Below are 22,848 nucleotides of genomic sequence, written 5' to 3'. Positions count from 1 at the left end.
ATTCAATGATGGCGGGACGACCGCATGATCGGAATCACGCTTCTTACCGCGCAAAAAACCTCGCGATCTGTGCCGCCGACTAACCCAGCAGTTCGGCGAGCTGGGCCGCCGGCACCGGGCGACTGACGAGATAGCCCTGGATTTCGTCGCAGCGCTGGTCCTTGAGAAAATCCATCTGTGCCTGGGTTTCCACGCCCTCGGCCACCACCTGCAGTTCCAGGTTGTGCGCCATCGCGATGATTGCGCGGACGATCGCCGCGTCCTCGGCCGAATGCTCCAGCTCGCATATAAAGGTGCGGTCGATCTTCACGTAATCCACCGGGAAGCGCTTGAGGTAGCTGAGCGAGGAATAGCCGGTGCCGAAATCGTCGATCGCCAGCTTGATGCCCAGCGCACGCAGCTGCCGGCTGATGTTGATGGCGTTGTCGATGTCATCGAGCAGCTGGCTCTCGGTCAGCTCCAGCTCCAGCATCGACGCCGGCAGCCCGGTTTCTTCCAGCACTTGGCGTACCAGACTGACGAAGTTGCCCTGGCGCAGCTGTTTGACGGACAGGTTCACCGAGATGCGAATGTCCGCCAGGCCGGAGCGCTGCCATTCGCGCGCCTGCCGACAGGCCTCGCGCAGCACGAACTCGCCGAGCGGGATGATCAACCCGGTTTCCTCCGCCAGTGGGATGAACTGCGCAGGGGCCACCAGCCCCTGCTGCGGATGGCGCCAGCGCACCAGCGCCTCGGCGGCCTCCAGGCGGTCGTCGAGCAGGGTCAGCCGCGGCTGATAGAACACCTCCAGCTGCCCTTCTACCAGCGCCTTGCGCAGTTGATTCTCCATCTGCAGGTAATCGATGGTCGCTCGCTGCGCGCGCTCGGTGAAGAACTGCAGCGTGTTGCCGCCCAGATGCTTGGCCTGCTGCATCGCGCGGCTGGCCTGGCGCAGCAGGGTCACGGCGTCGCGGCTGTTGTCCGGCATCAGGCTGACGCCGATGGAGGCACTGATCACCAGCTCCTCCCCTGCGACCGTCACCGGCTTGCGCACCCGCGTCAGCAGGCGGCTGCCCAGATGAGCGAGGCTCGACAGGCTGCCGTAGCCCTCCAGCAGCACGACGAATTCGTCACCGGAGAGCCGTGCGATGGTATCGGCCTCGGCCAGGGTCTGACTGATGCGGCGCGACATCTCGCCAAGCAGGCGATCCGCCGCCTCGTGGCCGAGGCTTTCGTTGAGATTCTTGAAACGATCCAGGTCGATGTACAGCACCGCCAGCGTGCGTCCGCTCTGCTGCGCGCGCAGGCAGGCGGCGTGCAGGCGCTCCTTGAGCAGGCTGCGGTTGGCCAACCCGGTCAGGTTGTCGTAATGCATCAGGTAGCGCAGGCGCTCTTCGGCCTGGCGGCGCACGGTCAGGTCGGAAAGGAAACCGACCACATGGGAGATACCGCCCAGCGCGTCGCGCACCTCGCGCAGCTGGAGCCACTGCGGGTAGACCTCGCCGTTCTTGCGCACCTCCAGCAGCTCGCCCTGCCAGCTGCCGTCGCGCTGCAGGGCCTCGCGCATCGCCGCGTAGCGCCGTTGCGATTCCGCCGAACCGGCCAGCCGTGCGGCACTGCGCCCGAGCAACTCCTCGCGGCTGAAGCCGGACAGCGCGCAGCAGGCATCGTTGATCGCCAGGATGCGGAAGCGCGAATCCATGATCACCATGCCTTCGCCCGCGGCCTCGAACACTGTGGCCGCCAGCCGCTGCTGTTCGGCCTGGCGGCGCAGGTCGCTGATATCGCGACGCGTGCCGAGCATGCGCAGCGCGCGTCCGTCGGCGTCGCGGCTGATCACCCGCCCGCGATCCTCGACCCACAGGTGGCTGCCATCGGCGCGCAACGCGCGGTATTCGACGGCGTACAACTCGGTCTCGCCCTTGAGGTGTGCGATGAGCTTGGCGCGCACGCCGGGCAGATCGTCCGGGTGCAGGTCGGGCAGCGGTCGCCCCTCGGCGTCCGGCCGCTGGCGGGCGTCCAGTTCGAAGGACACCTCCAGGCGCGAGTAATGCACCTTGCCCAGCGCCAGGTCCCAGTCCCACAGGCCCAGCTCGCTGGCCTCCAGCGCCAGACTGAGGCGCGCTTCGCTCTGCCGCAGTTCGTCGGCCACCCGCGCGAGTTCTACGGTGCGCTCGGCGACGCGCTGCTCGAGGCCGTCGTAGGCACGCCGTAGCTGCCGCTCGGCAGCGCGGCGCTGTTCCACTTCGCGCGCCAGTTCAGCATTCAGCTGCTCGGCACGGCGTGCCGCGCTGCCCAGCCGCTCGATCAGCACCAGGCGCTGCACGCGCTGGGTCAGGCCGTCGCCGACCAGCCGGCTGATCTGCCAGGCGATCAGGCTGAGGGTCGCCAGCACGATCAGCGCCAGCAAGCCCCAGCCCTGCTGCTGCGGATCCGCAGCGGTGAGCATGTACAGCCCGGCCGGCAACAGGCAGGGTACGGCGAAACTGAGGAACGCCGGCAGGCTGACGCCGTAGGCAACGCTGGCGACCACCACCACCGAGCCGATCAGGCCGTACAGCAGCGCCTGCTGGAGAAAATCGGCCGGCGGTACCAGCGCGACCATCGCATAACTCAAGCTGAGCGCCGAAGTCGCGCTGCCAAGCAGGAAGCATCGATACCACGACGGCGCCGCCTGCTCGCTACCGGAGGCCTGGCTGAAGGCGTTGACGTGCCGCAGCCAGAGCAGGCCGAGCACGACCATCCAGAGGAACCAGGCACCCAGTTCGATACCGCCACGTTCGGACCACAGCAGCAGCACGCACGCCACGCTGGCGACCAGCGAGAGCAGCGCCGGGATGCGCGACCCCCGATACAGCAAGCGAGTGCGTTCGACTCCCTCGTGGCGTACGGGCAGTCTGAGGTCAGCGCTGGTGGCATCGCTGGCAGAGAAGGCGTCTAGGGAGCGAACGGAATCGGTCATGGCTGTTGTTCTTGTAATGATCCCCGAGGTGGTCGACGGCGGTTGGAAGCGACCGATAATGGCATGTTGCCATCGTTAAGACCTATCCGAATTGGCAAATTTGTGACAACCGGAAAGCTGGCTGACCGACGGCAATGCTGTCAATCAGCCAATAGCGCGAAGCCGGACCTCCGCTCGACGCCCGACTGCCGGCCAGGACCGCCGGGCGAGCGCAGCGCGGGCATTTCCCATAGAATGCCGCGATGCATGACGATCTCTCTCTCCTCCTGAACTCCCTCAACGATGCCCAGCGCCAGGCCGTGGCCGCGCCGCTGGGGCGTCAATTGGTGTTGGCCGGCGCCGGCTCGGGCAAGACCCGCGTGCTGGTGCACCGCATCGCCTGGCTGCACCAGGTCGAACGCGCCTCGCTGCACTCGATCCTCTCGGTGACCTTCACCAACAAGGCCGCCGCGGAGATGCGTCAGCGCATCGAGCAGCTGCTGCATGTGAACCCGCAGGGCCTGTGGGTCGGCACCTTCCACGGCCTCGCGCACCGCCTGCTGCGCGCCCACTGGCAGGAAGCGAAGCTGGACCAGAACTTCCAGATTCTCGATTCCGACGACCAGCAACGGCTGGTCAAGCGGGTAATCCGCGAGCTCGGCCTCGACGAGCAGCGCTGGCCGGCGCGCCAGGCGCAGTGGTGGATCAACGCGCAGAAGGACGAAGGCCTGCGCCCGCAGAACATCCAGGCCGGCGGCGACCTGTTCCTCGCCACCCAGCTGAAGATCTACGAGGCCTACGAGCAGGCCTGCGCGCGCGCCGGGGTGATCGACTTCTCCGAGCTGCTGCTGCGCGCGCTGGACCTGTGGCGCAACCATCCGGGCCTGCTGGAACACTACCAGCGGCGCTTCCGCCACGTGCTGGTGGACGAATTCCAGGACACCAACGCCGTGCAGTACGCCTGGCTGCGCCTGCTCGCCAAGGGCGGCGAGAGCCTGATGGTGGTCGGCGACGACGATCAGTCGATCTACGGCTGGCGCGGCGCGCGGATCGAGAACCTGCAGCAGTTCAGCCAGGATTTTCCCGACGCCGAGACCATCCGTCTGGAGCAGAACTACCGCTCCACCGCCTGCATCCTCAAGGCCGCCAACGCGCTGATCGCCAACAACCAGGGCCGCCTGGGCAAGGAGTTGTGGACTTCCGGCTGCGAAGGCGAGCCGATCAGCCTGTATGCCGCGTTCAACGAGCACGACGAAGCGCGCTACGTGGTCGAGAGCATCGAGAAGGCCATCCGCGACGGTCTGAGTCGCAGCGAAATCGCCATCCTCTACCGTTCCAACGCCCAGTCACGGGTGCTGGAAGAGGCGCTGCTGCGCGAGAAGATTCCCTACCGCATCTACGGCGGCCAGCGCTTCTTCGAGCGCGCCGAGATCAAGAACGCCATGGCCTACCTGCGCCTGATCCAGACCCGTCACAACGACGCGGCGCTGGAACGGGTTATCAACCTGCCGGCGCGCGGCATCGGCGAGAAGACCGTCGAGTCCCTGCGCCAACTGGCGCGTCAGGAGGAGATCTCGCTGTGGGCGGCGCTGCACCAGGCGGTCGGCACCAAGCTCGTCTCCGGCCGCGCCGCCAGCGCGCTGAACGGCTTCGTCGAACTGATCGACACCCTCGCGCTGAAGGTCGAGGGCATGCAGCTGCACAGCATGGCGCAGCTGGTCATCGAACAGTCTGGCCTGCTCGCCTACCACCGCGACGAGAAGGGCGAGAAGGCCCAGGCGCGGGTGGAGAACCTCGAGGAACTGGTCTCCGCCGCGCGCGCTTTCGATAACTACAGCGAAGAGGACGACGACGTCCAGTCACCGCTGGCAGCCTTTCTCGACCACGCCTCGCTGGAGGCCGGCGAGCAGCAGGCCGGCGACCACGAGGACAGCGTGCAGCTGATGACGCTGCACAGCGCCAAGGGTCTGGAGTTTCCATTGGTGTTCCTGGTCGGCATGGAAGAAGGCCTGTTCCCGCACAAGATGAGCCTGGAGGAGTCCGGCCGCCTGGAAGAGGAACGCCGCCTGGCCTACGTCGGCATCACCCGCGCCATGCAGCAGCTGGTGATCACCTACGCCGAAACGCGCCGGCTGTACGGCAGCGAGACCTACAACAAGGTCTCGCGCTTCGTCCGCGAGATCCCGCCGGCGCTGATTCAGGAAGTGCGGCTGAGCAACACGGTGACGCGCTCGTTCAGCGGCAAGAACATGGGCGGCGGCTCGCTGTTCGACGGTGCCGGCGTGCCGGACACCCCGTTCAACCTCGGCCAGCGCGTGCGCCATGCGCTGTTCGGCGAGGGCACCATCCTCAACTTCGAAGGCTCCGGCGCCCAGGCACGGGTGCAGGTGAATTTCGAGGATGAAGGCAGCAAGTGGCTGATGCTCAGCTACGCCAAGCTCGAAGCGCTCTGAGTCAAGATTTCCACAAGAACCAAGGACCTTCATTTCCCATGAAACGCCGCCATCTGTTCGGTGCCGCCGCCCTGCTCGCCGGCCTGCTCCTCACCGGCTGCAAGGACGAGCAGGCGCCGGCCACGGGCCAGTCCGCCAGCGAACCGGCCAAGACCTATCAGTGGAAGATGGTCACCGCCTGGCCGAAGAACTACCCGGGCCTGGGCACCTCGGCCGAACGCCTGGCCGAACGCGTCACCACCATGAGCGGCGGCCGCCTGACCATCAAGGTCTATGCCGCCGGCGAGCTGGTGCCCGCGCTTGAGGTCTTCGACGCCGTCTCCCGGGGCACTGCCGCGCTAGGACACGGCGCCTCCTACTACTGGAAGGGCAAGGTGCCGACTGCGCAGTTCTTCACTTCGGTGCCGTTCGGTCTTTCCGCCATCGAAATGAACGCCTGGCTCAGCAAGGGTGGTGGTCAGGCACTCTGGGAAGAAGCCTATGCACCGTTCGGGGTGCTGCCGATGGTGGTCGGCAACAGCGGCATGCAGATGGGCGGCTGGTTCAACAAGGAAATCAACGCGTTGGACGACCTGCGCGGCCTGAAGATCCGCATGCCGGGCCTCGGTGGCGAAGTCCTCACGCGCCTCGGCGCGACCAGCGTCAACCTGCCCGGCGGCGAGGTGTTCACCGCGCTGCAGACCGGCGCGATCGACGCCACCGACTGGGTCAGCCCCTACAACGACCTGGCCTTCGGCCTGCACAAGGCGGCGCGCTACTACTATTACCCCGGCTGGCAGGAGCCGCAGGCGGTGCTGGAGCTGCTGGTCAACCAGAAGGCCTTCGACGAGCTGCCAGCGGACCTGCAGGCGATCCTTACCGAAGCGACCCGTGCCGCCAGCCGCGACATGCTCGACGACTACACCTATCACAACGCTCTGGCGCTCGATCAGCTTAAACAGCAGGGCGTGGTGCTCAAGCGCTTCCCGGACGAGGTGCTGCAAGCCATGCGCAACGAGTCCGAGCAGGTGCTCGGCGAGTTGGCGGCGCAGAGCGAGCTGAACGGCCGCATCTGGGCCTCGATGAAAGCCTTCCAGGCGCAGGCCGAAGCGATGCACGCGATTTCCGAAAAGGAACTCTACGACTGGCGCTGAGCCAGCCCCGCCGGCCGGGCGCACCTGCGGCGCGGCACGGCGCGACCAACCGCCGCACGCAAAAGCCGGTAACATTCTGCCCCTCGCCAACACCTGCCCGGCTCGGCAGGATGGCGCGCGTACCTCCTCATTTCATAGCGGGAACACTCAATGCAACGTGTGCTTAGCATTTTCATGGCGCTGTGTATCAGCCTGACCTTCGCGCTCGACGCCACGGCGGCCAAGCGCTTCGGCGGCGGCAAGAGCTTCGGCTCGGCGCCCAGCCACCAGACGCGCCAGGCGCCCCAGCAGACCCAGGCGGCGCCGACCCAGGCCGGCAAGACCGCCGCGGCACCCAGCGGTGCTTCGCGCTGGCTCGGCCCGCTGGCCGGTCTCGCCGCCGGCGGTCTGCTCGCCTCGATGTTCATGGGCGACGGCTTCGAGGGCATCCAGTTCATGGATATCCTGATCTTCGGCGCGATTGCCTTCCTGCTGTTCCGCTTCCTCGCCGCCCGTCGTCGCCAGCAGCAGCCAGCCATGGCCGGATACGCACCGATGCAGCGTGAAATGCCGCAGCAGCCGGCGACCTCCATCTTCGGTGGCAGCGCCGCCCCGGTCGCTACCGCGCCGGTGATCAACGCGCCGGCCTGGTTCAACGAGCAGAACTTCGTCGGTGCCGCGCGTGAGCACTTCCTGGCGCTGCAGCAGCACTGGGACGCCAACGAGATGGACAAGATCGCCGAGTTCGTCACCCCGCAGCTGCTGGGCTTCCTCAAGCAGGAGCGCGCCGAGATCGGTGATGCCTATCAGTCGACCTATATCGACGATCTGCAAATCCAGCTCGAGGGCGTCGACGACAACGCCGAGAAGACGGTCGCCACGCTGACCTTCAGCGGCGTCGCCAAGACCTCGCGTTTCGACCAGGGCGAAGCGTTCAGCGAAAGCTGGCGCATGGAACGTGCCCAGGGTGAAAACCAGCCCTGGCTGGTGGCTGGTATCCGCCAGAACGCCTGAAGCGTATGACGACAAAAACCCGGGCTTGTCCCGGGTTTTTTTTGGGCGCTGTCGCGGTTAACAGTGAACAGCATGCGGTGCAATAACCAACGTCAGGTTCAGTGTTGCCGATGCTGTAAAGAACCTTTTTTTATTTCTTAATAAAAGGGAATTTAGGTTCATTCATCGCCAAAAAGTCTAATTAATTCTTCAATCCGTCCAGTCTTGGCTACACTGCCAGCAGGCGTCAGCGACGTACTGGCGCACGAGCCTGAAAGAAGGAGAACCACGATGGATATGAATCGTCGACAGTTCTTCAAGGTCTGCGGTGTAGGCCTTGGGGCGTCGAGCATGGCGGCGTTGGGGATGGCGCCGCCCACGGCTTACGCCGAGTCGATTCGGCATTTCAAGCTGACCAACACGCGGGAAACCCGTAACACCTGTCCTTACTGCTCGGTCGGCTGCGGCCTGATCATGTACAGCCAGGGCAGTGGCGGCAAGAACGTCTCCCAGAACATCATCCACATCGAAGGCGACGCCGACCATCCGGTCAACCGCGGCACGCTCTGCCCGAAAGGCGCCGGCCTGCTGGACTTTGTCCACAGCCCGAACCGCCTGCAGTACCCGGAAGTACGCGAGGCCGGCAGCAACGAGTGGAAGCGCATCGAGTGGGACGAAGCCCTCGACCGCATCGCCAAGCTGGTCAAAGAAGATCGCGACGCCAACTTCGTCGAACGCAACGACAAAGGCCAGACCGTCAATCGCTGGCTGACCACAGGATTTCTCGCCGCCTCGGCATCGTCCAACGAGGCCGGCTACATCACCCACAAGGTGGTTCGCTCACTCGGCATTCTGGCATTCGACAACCAAGCACGTGTCTGACACGGCCCGACGGTGGCAAGTCTTGCCCCGACGTTTGGCCGTGGCGCCATGACCAACCACTGGTCCGATATCAAGAATGCGGACCTGGTGCTGATCATGGGCGGCAATGCCGCCGAAGCGCATCCGTGCGGGTTCAAATGGGTGACCGAAGCCAAGGCCCACAACAAGGCACGGCTGGTCGTGGTCGATCCGCGCTTCACCCGTTCGGCCTCGGTGGCCGACTTCTATGCGCCGATCCGTACCGGGACCGACATCGCCTTCCTCGGCGGCCTGATCAACTACCTGCTGGAGAACGACAAGATCCAGCACGAGTACGTGCGCAACTACACGGATGTCTCGTTCATCGTGAAGGAAGGCTTCGGCTTCGAGAACGGCCTGTTCAACGGCTATGACGCCGACAAGCGCAGCTACCCGGACAAATCCTCCTGGGGCTACGAGCTGGACGAGCAGGGATTCGCCAAGGTCGATCCGACGCTGCAGCATCCGCGTTGCGTCTTCCAGCTGCTCAAGCAGCACTACAGCCGCTATACACCGGACGTGGTCAGCAACATCTGCGGCACACCGCAGGACAAGATGCTGAAGGTCTGGGAAACCATTGCCGAGACGTCCGCACCCGGCAAGGCGATGACCATCATGTACGCCCTGGGCTGGACCCAGCACTCGGTCGGCTCGCAGATGATCCGTACCGGTGCGATGGTGCAGTTGCTGCTGGGCAACATCGGTATGCCCGGTGGCGGCATGAACGCTCTGCGCGGTCACTCCAATATCCAGGGCCTGACCGACCTCGGCCTGCTGTCCAACCTGCTGCCGGGCTACCTCACCCTGCCCCAGGACGCGGAACAGGACTACGCGGCGTACATCACCAAGCGCACCGCCAAGCCGATCCGTCCCGGGCAACTGTCGTACTGGCAGAACTACGAGAAGTTCCACGTCAGCCTGATGAAGTCCTGGTATGGCGACAACGCCACGGCCGAGAACAACTGGGGCTACGACTGGCTGCCGAAGCTGGATATTCCCGGCTACGACGTCCTCAAGTACTTCGACATGATGTACCAGGGTCAGGTCAACGGTTACTTCTGTCAGGGCTTCAACCCGATCGCCTCGTTCCCCAACAAGGCGAAGGTCAGCGCGGCGCTGGCCAAGCTGAAGTTCCTCGTGATCATGGATCCGCTGGTCACCGAGACCAGCGAATTCTGGCGCAACGCCGGCGAGTTCAACGACGTCGACACCGCCAGCATCCAGACCACGGTGTTCCGTCTGCCAACCAGCTGCTTCGCCGAGGAAGACGGTTCGCTGGTCAACAGCGGGCGCTGGCTGCAATGGCACTGGAAAGCGGCCGAGCCGCCGGCACAGGCCAGAACCGACGTGATGATCATGGGCGGCCTGTTCCATCGCCTGCGCGAGATGTATCGCAAGGAAGGCGGCGCCTACGCCGAGCCGCTGCTCAACATCGACTGGCCCTATCTGCGCCCCGACGAGCCGAGCAGCGAGGAAATCGCCCGCGAGTTCAGCGGCAAGGCGCTGGCCGACGTGACCGATCCGGCCACGGGCGCGGTGCTGGCCAAGGCCGGCGAACAACTGGCCGGCTTCGGTCAGCTGCGTGCCGACGGCACGACCGCCAGCGGCTGCTGGATCTGGTGCGGCGCCTGGACCCAGGCTGGTAACCAGATGGCCCGACGCGATAACGCCGACCCGTATGGCATGGGCCAGACTCTCGGCTGGGCCTGGGCGTGGCCGGCCAACCGGCGCATCCTCTACAACCGCGCCTCGGCCGACGTCTCCGGCAAGCCGTGGGATCCGGAGAAGAAGCGCCTGGTGTGGTGGAACGGCAAGAGCTGGGGCGGCACCGACGTGCCGGACTTCAAGGTCGACTCGCCGCCGGAAGCCGGCATGAACCCGTTCATCATGAACCCGGAAGGCGTGGCACGACTGTTCGCCGTGGACAAGATGAACGAGGGGCCCTTCCCCGAGCACTACGAGCCATTCGAAACACCGATCGGGCGCAACCCCATGCACCCGGACAATGCGCAGGCCATCAGCAACCCGGCCGCGCGGGTGTTCAAGAACGACATGGAGCTGTTCGGCACCGCGGAGGAATTCCCCTATGCGGCGACCACCTATCGTCTGACCGAGCACTTCCACTTCTGGACCAAGCATTGCCGACTCAATGCGATCACCCAGCCCGAGCAGTTCGTCGAGATCGGCGAAGTGCTGGCCAAGGAACTGGGCATTGTCGCCGGCGAGCGGGTTAAGGTGTCGTCCAACCGCGGCTACATCAAGGCGGTTGCCGTGGTGACCAAGCGCATCAAGCCGCTGACCGTGGACGGCAAGACCGTGCACCAGATCGGCATCCCGCTGCACTGGGGCTTCGCCGGGCTGGCGCGCAACGGCTACCTGACCAATACGCTCACGCCGTTCGTCGGTGACGCGAACACCCAGACGCCGGAGTTCAAGTCGTTCCTGGTCAACGTGGAGAAGGCATGATGGCTACTCAAGACGTGATTGCCCGCTCCGCCACGACCACCGAGCGGCCGTCGATCCGCGAGATCGGCGAAGTGGCGAAGCTGATCGACACCTCCAAGTGCATCGGCTGCAAGGCCTGCCAGGTCGCCTGTTCGGAATGGAACGACCTGCGTGACGAGGTTGGCACCAGCCCGGGAACCTACGATAACCCGATCGACCTCACCGCCGAGTCGTGGACGGTGATGAAGTTCGCCGAGTACGAGAACCCGGACAGCGGCAACCTCGAATGGCTGATCCGCAAGGACGGCTGCATGCATTGTGCCGAGCCGGGCTGCCTCAAGGCATGCCCGAGTCCCGGCGCGATCGTGCAGTACGCCAACGGCATCGTCGACTTCAACCAGGACAAGTGCATCGGCTGCGGCTACTGCATCACCGGCTGTCCGTTCAACATTCCGCGCATCTCCGAGAAGGACAAGAAGGCCTACAAGTGCACGCTGTGCTCCGACCGCGTTTCGGTCGGCCTGGAGCCGGCCTGCGTGAAGACCTGTCCAACCGGCGCCATCGTCTTCGGCAGCAAGGAGGATATGAAGGAACATGCCGCCGGACGAATCGCCGACCTGAAGGAGCGTGGCTTCGACAAGGCCGGCCTGTACGACCCGGACGGCGTGGGCGGTACGCACGTGATGTACGTCCTGCACCACGCCGACCAGCCGTCCCTGTACAGCGCCCTGCCCAACGAGCCGACCATCAGTCCGCTGGTCAGCCTGTGGAAAGGCATCACCAAGCCGCTGGCCCTGCTCGGCATGGGCGCGGCGGTGCTGGCCGGGTTCTTCCATTACACGCGTGTCGGTCCGGTGCGCGTCGAGGAGGAGTCCGAGGGCGAACTCAGCGAACCGGTCGTGCACAAGGTCGATCCGACGGTGCATGTGGTCGATCCGAAGGAGCCTCGTCCCTGACGAATGCGGCCCTGTACGCAGGGCCGTCTTTCCCGGGGCTGCCGAATGCTCAAGGAGCCAGCTATGAATAACCAAATCGAACGCTACACACCGTCCCAGCGATCCAATCACTGGGCCGTCGCCATCCTCTTCGTGCTCGCCGCACTGTCGGGGCTGGCGCTGTTCCATCCGGCGCTGTTCGGCCTTTCCGGGCTGTTCGGCGGCGGCACCTGGACGCGCATCCTGCATCCGTTCATCGGCGTGGCGATGTTCGTGCTGTTCCTGGTGCTGGCGCTGCGCTTTGCCGGGCATAACCGCATCGAGCCGCGCGATCGCCAGTGGCTGCGGCAGATCGGCGACGTGGTGAACAACCGCGAAGACCGGTTGCCGGAAGTGGGGCGCTACAACGCCGGGCAGAAGCTGCTGTTCTGGACGCTGATCGTCTGCATGCTGGTGCTGCTGCTCAGCGGCATCGTCATCTGGCGGGAGTACTTCGCCGGCGCGTTCGGCATCGTCACGCTGCGCTGGGCGAGCCTGCTGCACGCCGCGGCCGCGTTCGTGCTGATCGTCAGCATCATCGTGCACATCTACGCCGCGATCTGGCTGAAGGGTTCGATGGGCGCCATGCTCTACGGCACGGTCAGCCGTGCCTGGGCGCGCAAGCACCATCGGGCCTGGTACCGCGAGATCAACGAGCGCAAGTAAGCCCCGCGCCGCATCGCTGCGGCCGCCGGCGAATACCGTCGGCGGCCGCCGTGCGCTTTACGCATGCAGCAACCCCCACGGGCTATGCTGTCCCGCAACGCCATAAGAAAAGGAGTCCTGCGTGGCAGGCACCATTCTCGAACCCGGGCAGATCGAAGCCGCTGCCAGCAAACCCCCTTTCCTCAACCTGCCGCCGCGCGAGCTGTTCATCCTGCGCGCCGAGCGCCTGGACAAACTTGCCGTCGACCATCCGCTGGGCGATTACCTGCGACTGCTGGCCGGGGTCTGCCGCGCGCAGCAGCAGGTGCTCGATAACCCCCCCACACTGCCGGCGCTGGACGCCCACCGCACCCGTGAATGCCTGACGCACGGCCTGCCGCCGCTGGCAGCCGACACGCTGGTCCGCGAGGATGGCTGGCTTGCGATGCTCGACGCCTGGCTCGATGCGTTCGGCACGCCGGACAACCCAGCGGTTGTCGCCGCCCTGGAACAGCTTCGCGATGCAGATGCCGGCCAACGCAAGGCCTGGGCCGTGGCGCTGATCAGCGGCCAGTACGACAGCCTGCCGGCGGCGCTGGTGCCGTTCCTCGGTGCCGCGCTGCAAGTCGCCTGGACTCATCAGGCGCTGTCGCTCGATTCGACCGCCGTGCGCGAGCGCGAAGATCAGACGCATTGCCCCTGCTGTGGCGCACTGCCGATGGCCGGCGTGATCCGCCACCGTGGCCAGCTCAACGGCCTGCGCTACCTGGTCTGCTCGCTGTGCTCCAGCGAGTGGCACTATGTGCGCCTGAAGTGCAGCCACTGCCGCAGCACCAAGAAGCTCGACTACCTGCATTTCGAGGGTTCGCCGCACGGCGTCAAGGCCGAGGTCTGCCCGTCCTGCCACGGCTATCTGAAACAGCTCTATCTGGAGCTGGCGGCGGATGCCGAGACGCTGTCGGCCGATCTCGCCACGCTGGATCTCGACATGTTGCTGGCCGAGCAGGGCTTCCAGCGCATGGCGCCCAACCTGCTGCTGGCGCCGGGCGGCGAAGGATGAGCAGCGCGCACCTGCCTTCGGTCGACCGGCTGCTGCGCGCTCCGGCCTGCCAGCCGCTGCAGCAGCGCTATGGCCGTCAGGCGCTGCTCAACACCCTGCGCGACCTGCTCGACGAGCTGCGCGAGCCGGCCCGCAACGGCCAGCTCGCCGCGCTGGAGCTGTCCGAGGCAGTGCTCGCCGGGCGCGCCGGTGAACGCCTGGCCAGCCAGCACCGCAGCCGCGTGCGCCGCGTGTTCAACCTCACCGGCACCGTACTGCACACCAACCTCGGCCGCGCGCTGCTACCGGACGAGGCCATCGAGGCGATCACCCTCGCCGCGGCCTATCCGCTCAACCTGGAATTTGACCTGTCGACCGGCAAGCGCGGTGATCGCGATGACCTGATCGAAGGCTTGATCCGCGAGCTGACCGGCGCCGAGGCCGTCACCGTAGTCAACAACAACGCCGCCGCCGTGCTGCTGGCGCTCAACAGCCTGGGCGCGCGCAAGGAAGGCATCATCTCCCGCGGCGAGCTGATCGAGATCGGCGGCGCCTTCCGCATCCCCGACATCATGGCGCGCGCCGGCGTGAAGCTGGTCGAAGTCGGCACCACCAACCGCACCCACGCCAAGGATTACGAAGCGGCGATCACCCCGCGCTCGGGCCTGCTGATGCGCGTGCACACCAGCAACTACAGCGTGCAGGGCTTCACCGCCAGCGTCGCCACCCGCGCGCTGGCCGACATCGCCCACGCTCACGATCTGCCGCTACTGGAAGACCTGGGCAGCGGCAGCCTGGTCGACCTCTCGCGCTGGGGCCTGCCGAAAGAACCAACGGTGCAGGAAGCGCTGCGCGACGGTGCCGACATCGTTACCTTCAGCGGCGACAAGCTGCTCGGCGGCCCGCAGGCCGGGCTGATTGTCGGCAGCAAGGCGCTGATCGCGAAGATCAAGAAAAACCCGCTCAAGCGCGCCCTGCGCGTCGACAAGCTGACCCTCGCCGCGCTGGAAGCGGTGCTCAACCTCTATCGCGACCCCGACCGCCTGGCCGAGCGCCTCACCAGCCTGCGCCTGCTCAGCCGACCGCAGGCCGAGATTCGCGTCCAGGCCGAACGCATCGCCCCGGCGCTGGCCGCCGTGCTCGGCGAAACCTGGCAGGTCGCGGTAACTGACGCGCTCGGCATGATCGGCAGCGGCGCCCAGCCGGTGGCACGCCTGCCCAGCGCCGCACTGTGCATCCGCCCGCAGCAACCCAAGCGCCTGCGCGGCCGCAGCCTGCGCCAGCTGGAAGAGGCCCTGCGCTGCCTGCCGATTCCGGTGCTCGGGCGCATCGACGACGACGCGCTCTGGCTCGACCTGCGCCAGCTCGACGACGAGCCGGCGTTTCTCCAGCAACTGGCGCACCTGCAAGAGGAGCTGGCGATTTGATCGTCGGTACCGCCGGCCATATCGACCATGGCAAGACCGCGCTGCTCAAGGCCCTGACCGGCCAGCAGGGCGACCGCCGCCGTGAGGAACGCGAGCGCGGCATCACCATCGACCTCGGCTATGCCTATGCCGACCTCGGTGAAGGCACGCTGACCGGCTTCATCGACGTACCCGGCCACGAGCGCTTCATCCACAACATGCTCGCCGGCGCCAGCGGCGTCGACTGCCTGCTGCTGGTGGTCGCCGCCGATGACGGCGTGATGCCGCAGACCCGCGAGCACCTGGCCATCGTCGAACTGCTCGGCATTCGTCGCGCGCTGGTCGCGCTGACCAAGATCGACCGTGTCGAGCCCGAACGCATCGCCACGGTACGCCGGCAGATCGATGACCTGCTGGCCAGCGGGCCGCTGGCTGGCGCGCCGGTCTTCCCAGTTTCCAGCGTCAGTGGCGATGGGGTCGACGCCCTGCGCCAGGCGCTGGTCGCTGAGGCCGCCCGCGCCGAGGCGCGTGGCACCGACGGACATTTCCGTCTCGCCATCGATCGCGCCTTCAGCGTCAGCGGCACCGGCGTAGTGGTCACCGGCACCGCCTTCGCCGGGCGCGTGCAGGTCGGCGATGAACTGCAACTCAGCCCGAGCGGCCGCAGCGTGCGCGTGCGCGGCCTGCATGCGCAAAACCGCGAAGCCGGGCAGGCCCACGCCGGCCAGCGCGTGGCCCTGAACCTGGCCGGCGAGCGGCTGGCGGTCGAACAGATACATCGCGGCGACTGGCTGCTGCAACCGCTGCTGCATGCGCCGACCCAGCGCATCGATATCCAGTTCCAGCTGCTGCCCGGCGAGACCCACGAACTCAAGCACTGGACCCCGGTGCATGCCCACCTCGGCGCGCAGGACGTCACCGCACGCATCGCCCTGCTCGAAGGCGAAAGCCTTGCGCCCGGCGCATGGATGTTCGCCCAGCTGCTGCTCAACGCACCGATCCATGCCGTGCACGGCGACCGCATCGTGCTGCGTGACCAGTCCGCCCAGCGCACCCTCGGCGGCGGCCGGGTGCTCGACCCGTTCGCGCCGCCACGCAACCGCCGGCGCGAGGCACGTCTGGCGCAACTGCGCGCACTCGATGCCGCCTCGCTGGAACAGGCGCTGCCCGGCCTGCTGGCCGAAGCGCACAACGGCCTCGAACCGCAGGCTCTGGAGCGTCAGTTCAACCGCCCACGCGACGGCTGGCAGCTGCCGGCCAGCGCGGTGCAGATCGCCACGCGCCAGGGGCCGCGACTGTTCGATCAACAACGCTGGCAAACCCTCGGCACGCAGCTGCTCGCCGCCCTGCAGCGCTTTCACGAGGAGCAACCCGACGAGCTCGGACCGGACCGCGACCGCCTGCGCCGTTTCGCGCTGCCGCAGCTGGAGCGACCGGTATTCATCGCCCTGCTCGAGCAGGCCCTGGCCGCTGGCGAGATCGCCAGCAGCGGCCCCTGGCTGCATCGCCCCGACCACCAGGTCCGCTTGACGGCACAGGAAGAAGCGCTGAAGGCGCGACTCTGGCCGCTGCTGGAAGCCGGCCGGTTCGACCCGCCCTGGGTCCGCGACCTCGCCAGCACGCTTGGCGCCGAAGAAATGCAAACGCGCCAGCTGCTGCGCAAGCTCGCCCGCCTGGGCCTGCTGCAGCAGGTGGTCAAGGACCTGTTCTACCCCGAGCTCACCATCCGCCAGCTCGCCGGGCACGCCTTGCAGCTCGAAGCACAAAGCGGCGTGATCCGCGCCGCCGCCTTCCGCGACCAGATCCAACTCGGACGCAAACGCAGCATCCAGCTGCTCGAACACTTCGACCGCATCGGCTTCACCCGCCGCTTCGGCAACGAACGCAAGATCCGCCACGATAACGCCTTGGCGACAGACGCACCGCTCGGGTAGTCTGGCAGCCGTTCGCTGACCTATCGGTCAGCATGACCCTTCTCAAGGAAGGCAATCGCAGCCGGTGCTGCGGCCGGGCTTCAAACCCGGTTGGGGGCGGCAGCCGTTCCCGGGTGGGTTCGACTCCCACTGCCTTCCGCCATTGTCCTGCCCCGCCAATTCCGCCTAGCCAAGCACATATGCGGCAGTTTGCCGCACCTGGGATGTCAAAACGCCATCGCAGGCGAATGCGAAATTCATCACAATCGTCTTTTTATCTTTCCAGGGACAGGAGAGTCGCGGTGAGCAACCCACCCGACGAGCGCCGCACGCTGCATGCGCTGCGCGATCATATCGATTGCCTGCTGGCAGCCGGGGCGTCGCTGACGGGCCGGGATCCGGTGCAGCTGAGTCTGCAGGGCCGCACCCTCACCGTTCGGCACGGCATGCTGGTCAACGAGAACGGCCATCAGGACCTCATCGAGATGCTGGCCGGGCAGGAATGGGCGAACACACGCACACGGGATCTGGCGATCGATATCTGCATCAGGCAGCTCGATCACTCGATCCAGCAGAACAGCCTCAGGGTTCGCCACTGCTCAGAACCAGACGAAGCCTGACACGGGCAGCCGCCACCCGCGCTGATTTCACTTCCACTGCAACGCCTGTACGTGGACGTTGGCCGGGTCGAAATTGTCCAGGCGCATACGCTCGGCGATGGCAGCCAGCGCCGTCTCGCCTTGCGGAAACTGGTCGCGTATCGCCGGCCAGTCCAGCGGCTGCAGGCGCGCCATCCAGCCTTCGCCATAGCAGTCCCGGTTGATCAGGCTGGGCCGTTCGCGCAGCGCTTCGTTCACGGCGAGCAGCTCGCCGGTCAGCGGGCTGCGTGCCGAGGCGGCGGCCTTGGCGAATTCCACTACGCCGAAACCACGGTCGCGCTCGATGCGCATGCCAACGCGCTTGGGGGTGAAGGCGAAGATCTGTCCGTAGAGCGCACAGCCGTATGCCGTGAGGCCGAGCGTCACGCTGCCGTCGTCTTCCTCGCGCAGCCACAGGCTGTGCTCGGGGGCGTAACGCAGGGTGTCGGGAAACTCCAGGCCATGCAGATTCATAGGGTCAGGACTCTTTCGTATTCAAGGATCATCTGCGCCAGCTCGCCGCCGCTGGAGATCTCGTCCAGCTCGTCGATCAGCGCGATACCGGTCAGGTCGACGCCGGGCTGACGGCACATCAGCAGCCGCGCACCGGCCAGCCGAGCGTTGCGGATGAAGTGCAGCAGTGGCTCGCCATCGGCCACCGCGCGCAGCGACTCGGCCACGTCGCGGCGGGCCAGCTGCGTTCCTTCGCCCGTGAGGTAGAGCGTCACCTCGGCATCCATGCAAGCCAGCAGCGTGGCGATATGGAACGGCGCGGCACAGCGCGCCGGCGTGCTCGGGCCGCTGGCGACCAGGACCAGGACCCGCTGATTTGCAGATGCGTGCATGTCACTGCTCCACGTCCGGACATTGAGGCTGGATCGCCGCCCGACACATAGACGGAAACTATCACGACCCTGACCTATAGTTTCAACTTGTTGGACTACGATTGTTCGGTGATGAAAAGGAGATCCCGGCATGCTCGCTTCATTGCTTCCGACCCTGAAAGACCTTCAGCTGCCGTTGCGCCTGCGCCTGTGGGACGGCAGCGACATCGATATCGGACCGTCCCCGTCCGTCACCCTGGTGATCCGCGATCCGCAACTGGTGGCGCAACTGGCGCGGCCGAGTCTCGATCTGCTCGGTACCGCCTATGTTGAGGGCCTGATCGATCTGCAAGGTCCGGTCGATGAGGTGATCCGCATCGGCGACACCATCACCCGCGTGCTGGGCGAGGACACTCTGCCGCTGCCGACGCGCGAGGCCCACGACAAGGCCACCGACGCCGAGGCCATTTCCTATCACTACGACCTGTCCAACGCGTTCTACCAGCTCTGGCTGGACCGCGACATGGTCTACTCCTGCGCCTATTTCGAAACCGGCGACGAGGATCTCGAACAGGCGCAGCAGGCCAAGCTGCGCCATCTGTGCCGCAAGCTGCGGCTCAAGCCCGGCGAACAGCTGCTGGATGTCGGCTGCGGCTGGGGCGGGCTGGCGCGCTATGCCGCCCGCGAGTTCGGCGTTCAGGTACTTGGCATCACGCTCAGCCAGCAGCAGCTGGAGCTCGCCCGCGAGCGGGTAGACGCCGAGGGGCTGGCCGGGCAGGTGACGCTGGAGCTGATGGACTATCGCGACCTGCCCCGTGATGGGCGTTTCGACAAGGTGGTCAGCGTCGGCATGTTCGAGCACGTCGGCCTCGTCAACCTGCCACTGTACTGCCAGCGCCTGTTCGATGCCGTCCGCCCGGGCGGGCTGGTGATGAATCACGGGATCACCGCCCACCACACCGATGGCCGGCCGGTGGGCCACGGCGCCGGCGAGTTCATCGACCGCTACGTCTTCCCGCACGGCGAGCTGCCGCACCTGGTAAATATCAGTGGCTGCATCAGCGAGGCGGGGCTGGAAATCGTCGATGTGGAAAGCCTGCGCCTGCACTACGCACGCACGCTGGAATTCTGGAGTGCACGCCTGGAGGCCAACCTGGAGCAGGCGCGGCAACTGATTCCCGAGCGCGCGCTGCGTATTTGGCGGCTGTATCTGGCCGGTTGCGCCTATGGCTTCCGGCACAACTGGATCAACCTGCATCAGATCCTCGCCAGCAAGCCGCATGCGGATGGTTCGCACGAGCTGCCCTGGAGCCGCGCCGACCTGTATCGCTGAGCGATCATTCGACGGAACGGGCCGGACCTGCGTCGCCGACATTTGCTCTACTATCGCCCGATATCCCGAGCGAGCGTCCATGTTCAGCCCATTCCGCCATCTGCGCGTCATCCTCATCGTTGCGCTGATTGTTCTCGGCCTGCTGCTCAGCATGCACTGGGCGGGGCGCCTGGCCGAGCAGCGCGCCTTGCTCGAACGCAGCCAGGAGGCACGCGGCCAGCTGGAGCTGTATGCCCAGGCCATCCACACCCAGGTCGAACGTTTCCGCTCGGTGCCGGCGCTGCTGGCGCTGGACAGCGATATCCAGGCGCTGCTGGCGGCACCCGACGATCAGCACCTGCGCAAGCAGCTTAACCGACGCCTCGAACAGCAGAACCAGGCCGCCGGCTCCTCGGTGCTTTATCTGCTCGATCGCAACGGCGACACCCTTGCGGCCAGCAACTGGCGTGAATGGAGCAGCTTCGTCGGCAACAACTATGCGTTTCGCCCCTACTTCAGCGACGCCTTGCAGCGCGGCAGCGGCCGCTATTTCGCGGTCGGCGTCACCACCGGCATCCCCGGCTACTTTCTCTCCAGCGCGGTGAAGAACGCCGCCGGCGAGGTACTCGGCGTGCTGGTGGTCAAGCTGGAACTCGAGGACATGCAGCGCGAGTGGGTCGGGCAGCCGGGCATCCTGCTGGTCGCCGACTCGCTGGACATCGTCATCCTCAGCAACCGCCCGGCGTGGCGCTTCAGCCACCTGCGCCCGCTCAGCGACGCGGTGCGCAGTCGCCTGGTGGCGGCACGCCGCTATGCCGAGCAGACGCTGCGGCCGCTCTACAGCGAACAGCTCGAGCGCATCGACGCGCATGGCGACCGGCGCCGGGTCGAAGGGCCGGACGGCCGCCAGGATTACCTCTGGCAACGCCTGCAACTGCCGCAGGAGAACTGGACGCTGCATCTGCTGCTGGAACCGCAATCGGCGATCGCCAGCGCGCGCAGCTATCGTCTGGCCGCCGCCGGCGTGTGGATGACCCTGGCCTTCCTGCTGCTCTACCTCGCCCAGCGGCGCAAGACGCGGCGCGTCGAACAGCGCAGCCGCAACGAGCTGGAGCGCCTGGTGGCCGAGCGCACCCGCGAGCTGCACACCGCCCAGGACGAACTGGTGCATGCCGCGCGCATGGCGGCGCTGGGGCAGATGTCCGCCGCGCTGGCGCACGAGATCAATCAGCCGCTGACTGCGCTGCGCATGCAGCTGGCCAGCCTGCGCCTGCTGCTCGACAGCGGCCGCGATGCCGACGTGCGCCAAGGCCTCGGCCATGTCGAAGGGCTGCTCGAACGCATGGCCGCGCTGACCGGCCATCTGAAGACCTTCGCCCGCAAGAGCCCGGCCGGACTACGCCAGCGCCTGCGTCTGGCCGAGGTGCTGGAACAGGCGCTGCAACTGTTGGCGCCGCGCATTCGTAGCGAGCAGGTCGAGGTGCAACGGCAGATTCCGTCCGAGGCGTGGATCGAGGGCGACGCCATCCGCCTCGAACAGGTGCTGATCAACCTGCTGAACAACGCCCTGGACGCCATGAGCGGACAGCCACAGCCGCGTCTGCGCATCGACTGCCAGCGCCGCGGCGACAGCTGGCAGCTTTGCGTCGCCGACAATGGCGGCGGCATCGGCGGCGAGCATCTGGAGCAGGTATTCGAGCCGTTCTTCACCACCAAACCGGTGGGCCAGGGGCTTGGCCTCGGGCTGGCTGTCTCCTATGCCATCGTACGTGACTTCGGCGGCACCCTCGCGGCGCACAACGACGAGCACGGCGCCGTCTTTACCCTGACCCTGCCGGCTGCCGAGGCCGGCGCGACCGCGTAAACTGCCGCGGCTGGGCAGACGAGGAAAGAAGCATGGGCGCACAGGTGGTCTTCATCGACGACGAAGCGGCAATTCGCCAGGCCGTGCAGCAGTGGCTGGAACTGTCCGGCTTCGAGGTGCGTACCTTCGCCCGCGCGCGCGAGGCCCTGGCCGTCATCGACCGCGACTTTCCCGGCGTGCTGATCAGCGACGTGCGCATGCCGGATCTCGACGGCCTCGGCCTGCTCGAACAGCTGGTCGAACTGGACCCCGACTTGCCGGTGATCATGGTCACCGGCCACGGCGACGTGCCGATGGCAGTGCAGGCACTGCGTCAGGGCGCCTACGACTTCATCGAGAAGCCCTTCACCCCCGAGCGCCTGCTCGACAGCGTGCGACGCGCGCAGGAGAAGCGCCGGCTGGTCTGCGAGAACCGCCAGCTGCGCGAACAGTTCAACCGCCGGGGACGCATCGAATCGCAACTGCTGGGTGTCTCCCGCGCGATGGAAAACCTGCGCCGCCAGGTGCTGGAGCTGGCCGGCACCGATGTCAACGTGCTGATCCGCGGCGACACCGGCAGCGGCAAGGAGCAGGTGGCGCGCTGCCTGCACGACTTCAGCCCGCGCGCCAGCGGCCCGTTCGTCGCCCTGAACTGCGCGGCGATCCCGGAGACCATCTTCGAGAGCGAACTGTTCGGCCACGAGAGCGGCGCCTTCACCGGCGCGCAGGGCAGGCGCATCGGCCGCATCGAACATGCCGCCGGCGGCACCCTGTTCCTCGACGAGATAGAGAGCATGCCCCTGGCGCAGCAGGTCAAGCTGCTGCGCGTGCTGCAGGAAAAGACCCTGGAACGCCTGGGCTCCAACCGCAGCATCGAGGTCGACCTGCGGGTGATCAGCGCCGCCAAGCCGGACCTGCTGGACGAAGTGCGCGGCGGACGTTTCCGCGAAGACCTGCTGTACCGCCTGAACGTCGCCGAATTGCACATCCCGCCGCTGCGCGAGCGCCGCGAGGACATCCCGCTGCTGTTCGAGCACTTCGCCCACCAGGCCGCCGAACGCCACGGCCGCACCGCGCCGGCGGTATCGCCCGGCGAACTCGCACGCCTGCTGGCCCACGACTGGCCCGGCAACGTGCGCGAACTGATCAACGCCGCCGAACGCCACGCGCTCGGCCTCAGCGCACCGGCGCCGGCCAGCCGTGGCGGCCAGTCGCTCGCCGAGCAGATGGAAGCCTACGAGGCGCAATGCCTGCACAATGCCCTGCAGCACTGCAAAGGCAACATCGCCGAGGTCATGGCCGTGCTCCAGCTGCCGCGCCGCACGCTCAACGAGAAGATGCAGCGCCACGGCCTCAGCCGCAGCGACTACCTGCCGGCTGGTAGCGACGACCGCAGCAGCGGAATCCCCTCGTGACCACGTGGTCACAGCC

At 66.5% G+C, this 22,848-nt stretch carries 16 protein-coding genes and 1 tRNA gene; 14 read left to right on the top strand and 3 right to left on the bottom strand.

All coding sequences use genetic code 11. From position 1 onward, the window contains the following. Positions 1 to 79: 79 nt before the first annotated feature. Positions 80 to 2,941 carry a putative bifunctional diguanylate cyclase/phosphodiesterase gene (locus U8L64_RS13755; protein WP_333398079.1) on the bottom strand — a complete coding sequence of 954 codons (2,862 nt, stop codon included), beginning with the start codon at positions 2,939 to 2,941 and terminating at the stop codon, positions 80 to 82. 242 nt (positions 2,942 to 3,183) lie between these two features. Between U8L64_RS13755 and uvrD the strand changes: the two genes are divergently transcribed. From uvrD to U8L64_RS13700, 11 genes are all read left to right on the top strand, one after another. Next, positions 3,184 to 5,373, top strand: coding sequence for a DNA helicase II (uvrD, locus tag U8L64_RS13750; protein WP_333398078.1), 2,190 nt, complete (start codon positions 3,184 to 3,186; stop codon positions 5,371 to 5,373). Between the two features lie 38 nt (positions 5,374 to 5,411). Beyond that, positions 5,412 to 6,506, top strand: a complete 1,095-nt coding sequence (locus tag U8L64_RS13745) for a TRAP transporter substrate-binding protein (protein WP_333398077.1) — start codon at positions 5,412 to 5,414, stop codon at positions 6,504 to 6,506. Positions 6,507 to 6,656: 150 nt separating this feature from the next. Beyond that, positions 6,657 to 7,499 (top strand): Tim44 domain-containing protein, encoded by an 843-nt coding sequence (locus U8L64_RS13740; protein ID WP_333398076.1) that lies wholly within the window; start codon positions 6,657 to 6,659, stop codon positions 7,497 to 7,499. 270 nt (positions 7,500 to 7,769) lie between these two features. Next, complete coding sequence (gene fdnG, locus U8L64_RS13735) at positions 7,770 to 10,844, top strand: formate dehydrogenase-N subunit alpha (protein ID WP_333398075.1); 3,075 nt, start codon at positions 7,770 to 7,772, stop codon at positions 10,842 to 10,844. After that, complete coding sequence (gene fdxH / locus U8L64_RS13730) at positions 10,844 to 11,779, top strand: formate dehydrogenase subunit beta (protein WP_054094137.1); 936 nt, start codon at positions 10,844 to 10,846, stop codon at positions 11,777 to 11,779. The genes fdnG and fdxH overlap by 1 nt, the downstream gene beginning before the upstream one ends. Positions 11,780 to 11,842: 63 nt before the next feature. Continuing rightward, complete coding sequence (locus tag U8L64_RS13725; RefSeq protein WP_008567270.1) at positions 11,843 to 12,463, top strand: formate dehydrogenase subunit gamma; 621 nt, start codon at positions 11,843 to 11,845, stop codon at positions 12,461 to 12,463. Between the two features lie 121 nt (positions 12,464 to 12,584). Further along, positions 12,585 to 13,502 carry a formate dehydrogenase accessory protein FdhE gene (gene fdhE, locus U8L64_RS13720; RefSeq protein ID WP_333398074.1) on the top strand — a complete coding sequence of 306 codons (918 nt, stop codon included), beginning with the start codon at positions 12,585 to 12,587 and terminating at the stop codon, positions 13,500 to 13,502. After that, positions 13,499 to 14,908 (top strand): L-seryl-tRNA(Sec) selenium transferase, encoded by a 1,410-nt coding sequence (selA, locus tag U8L64_RS13715; protein ID WP_333398073.1) that lies wholly within the window; start codon positions 13,499 to 13,501, stop codon positions 14,906 to 14,908. The genes fdhE and selA overlap by 4 nt, the downstream gene beginning before the upstream one ends. Then, the gene (gene selB, locus U8L64_RS13710) at positions 14,905 to 16,821 is read left to right on the top strand and encodes a selenocysteine-specific translation elongation factor (RefSeq protein ID WP_333398072.1); all 1,917 of its coding nucleotides are present in this window, start codon (positions 14,905 to 14,907) and stop codon (positions 16,819 to 16,821) included. The genes selA and selB overlap by 4 nt, the downstream gene beginning before the upstream one ends. Positions 16,822 to 16,867: 46 nt before the next feature. Continuing rightward, positions 16,868 to 16,963 (top strand) — tRNA-Sec (locus tag U8L64_RS13705). A gap of 139 nt (positions 16,964 to 17,102) precedes the next feature. Continuing rightward, a complete protein-coding gene (locus U8L64_RS13700; protein WP_043298714.1) occupies positions 17,103 to 17,420 on the top strand; it encodes a hypothetical protein in 318 nt (105 codons plus the stop codon). A gap of 27 nt (positions 17,421 to 17,447) precedes the next feature. Here the strand turns inward: U8L64_RS13700 and U8L64_RS13695 are convergent, their stop codons facing one another. Both U8L64_RS13695 and U8L64_RS13690 read right to left on the bottom strand, forming a co-directional pair. Continuing rightward, positions 17,448 to 17,912 carry a glycine cleavage system protein H gene (locus tag U8L64_RS13695; RefSeq protein ID WP_043298713.1) on the bottom strand — a complete coding sequence of 155 codons (465 nt, stop codon included), beginning with the start codon at positions 17,910 to 17,912 and terminating at the stop codon, positions 17,448 to 17,450. After that, complete coding sequence (locus U8L64_RS13690; RefSeq protein WP_333398071.1) at positions 17,909 to 18,283, bottom strand: DsrE family protein; 375 nt, start codon at positions 18,281 to 18,283, stop codon at positions 17,909 to 17,911. Before U8L64_RS13690 ends, U8L64_RS13695 begins: the two co-directional genes overlap by 4 nt. Positions 18,284 to 18,413: 130 nt before the next feature. On the opposite strand from U8L64_RS13690, the gene cfaB reads away from it, so the two are divergent. From cfaB to U8L64_RS13675, 3 genes are all read left to right on the top strand, one after another. Then, the gene (gene cfaB / locus U8L64_RS13685; protein WP_156715953.1) at positions 18,414 to 19,595 is read left to right on the top strand and encodes a C17 cyclopropane fatty acid synthase CfaB; all 1,182 of its coding nucleotides are present in this window, start codon (positions 18,414 to 18,416) and stop codon (positions 19,593 to 19,595) included. A gap of 79 nt (positions 19,596 to 19,674) precedes the next feature. After that, on the top strand, positions 19,675 to 21,438 hold the full coding sequence (locus U8L64_RS13680; protein WP_333398070.1) for a sensor histidine kinase: 1,764 nt from the start codon (positions 19,675 to 19,677) through the stop codon (positions 21,436 to 21,438). A gap of 32 nt (positions 21,439 to 21,470) precedes the next feature. Next, positions 21,471 to 22,832: a sigma-54-dependent transcriptional regulator gene (locus U8L64_RS13675; protein ID WP_077682843.1), complete on the top strand. Its 1,362-nt coding sequence runs from the start codon at positions 21,471 to 21,473 to the stop codon at positions 22,830 to 22,832. Positions 22,833 to 22,848: the final 16 nt, after the last annotated feature.

Source organism: Pseudomonas sp. FIP_A4, from assembly GCF_036701605.1.
GTDB lineage: Bacteria > Pseudomonadota > Gammaproteobacteria > Pseudomonadales > Pseudomonadaceae > Stutzerimonas > Stutzerimonas phenolilytica.
This window is presented reverse-complemented; position numbering and strand designations above follow the sequence as displayed.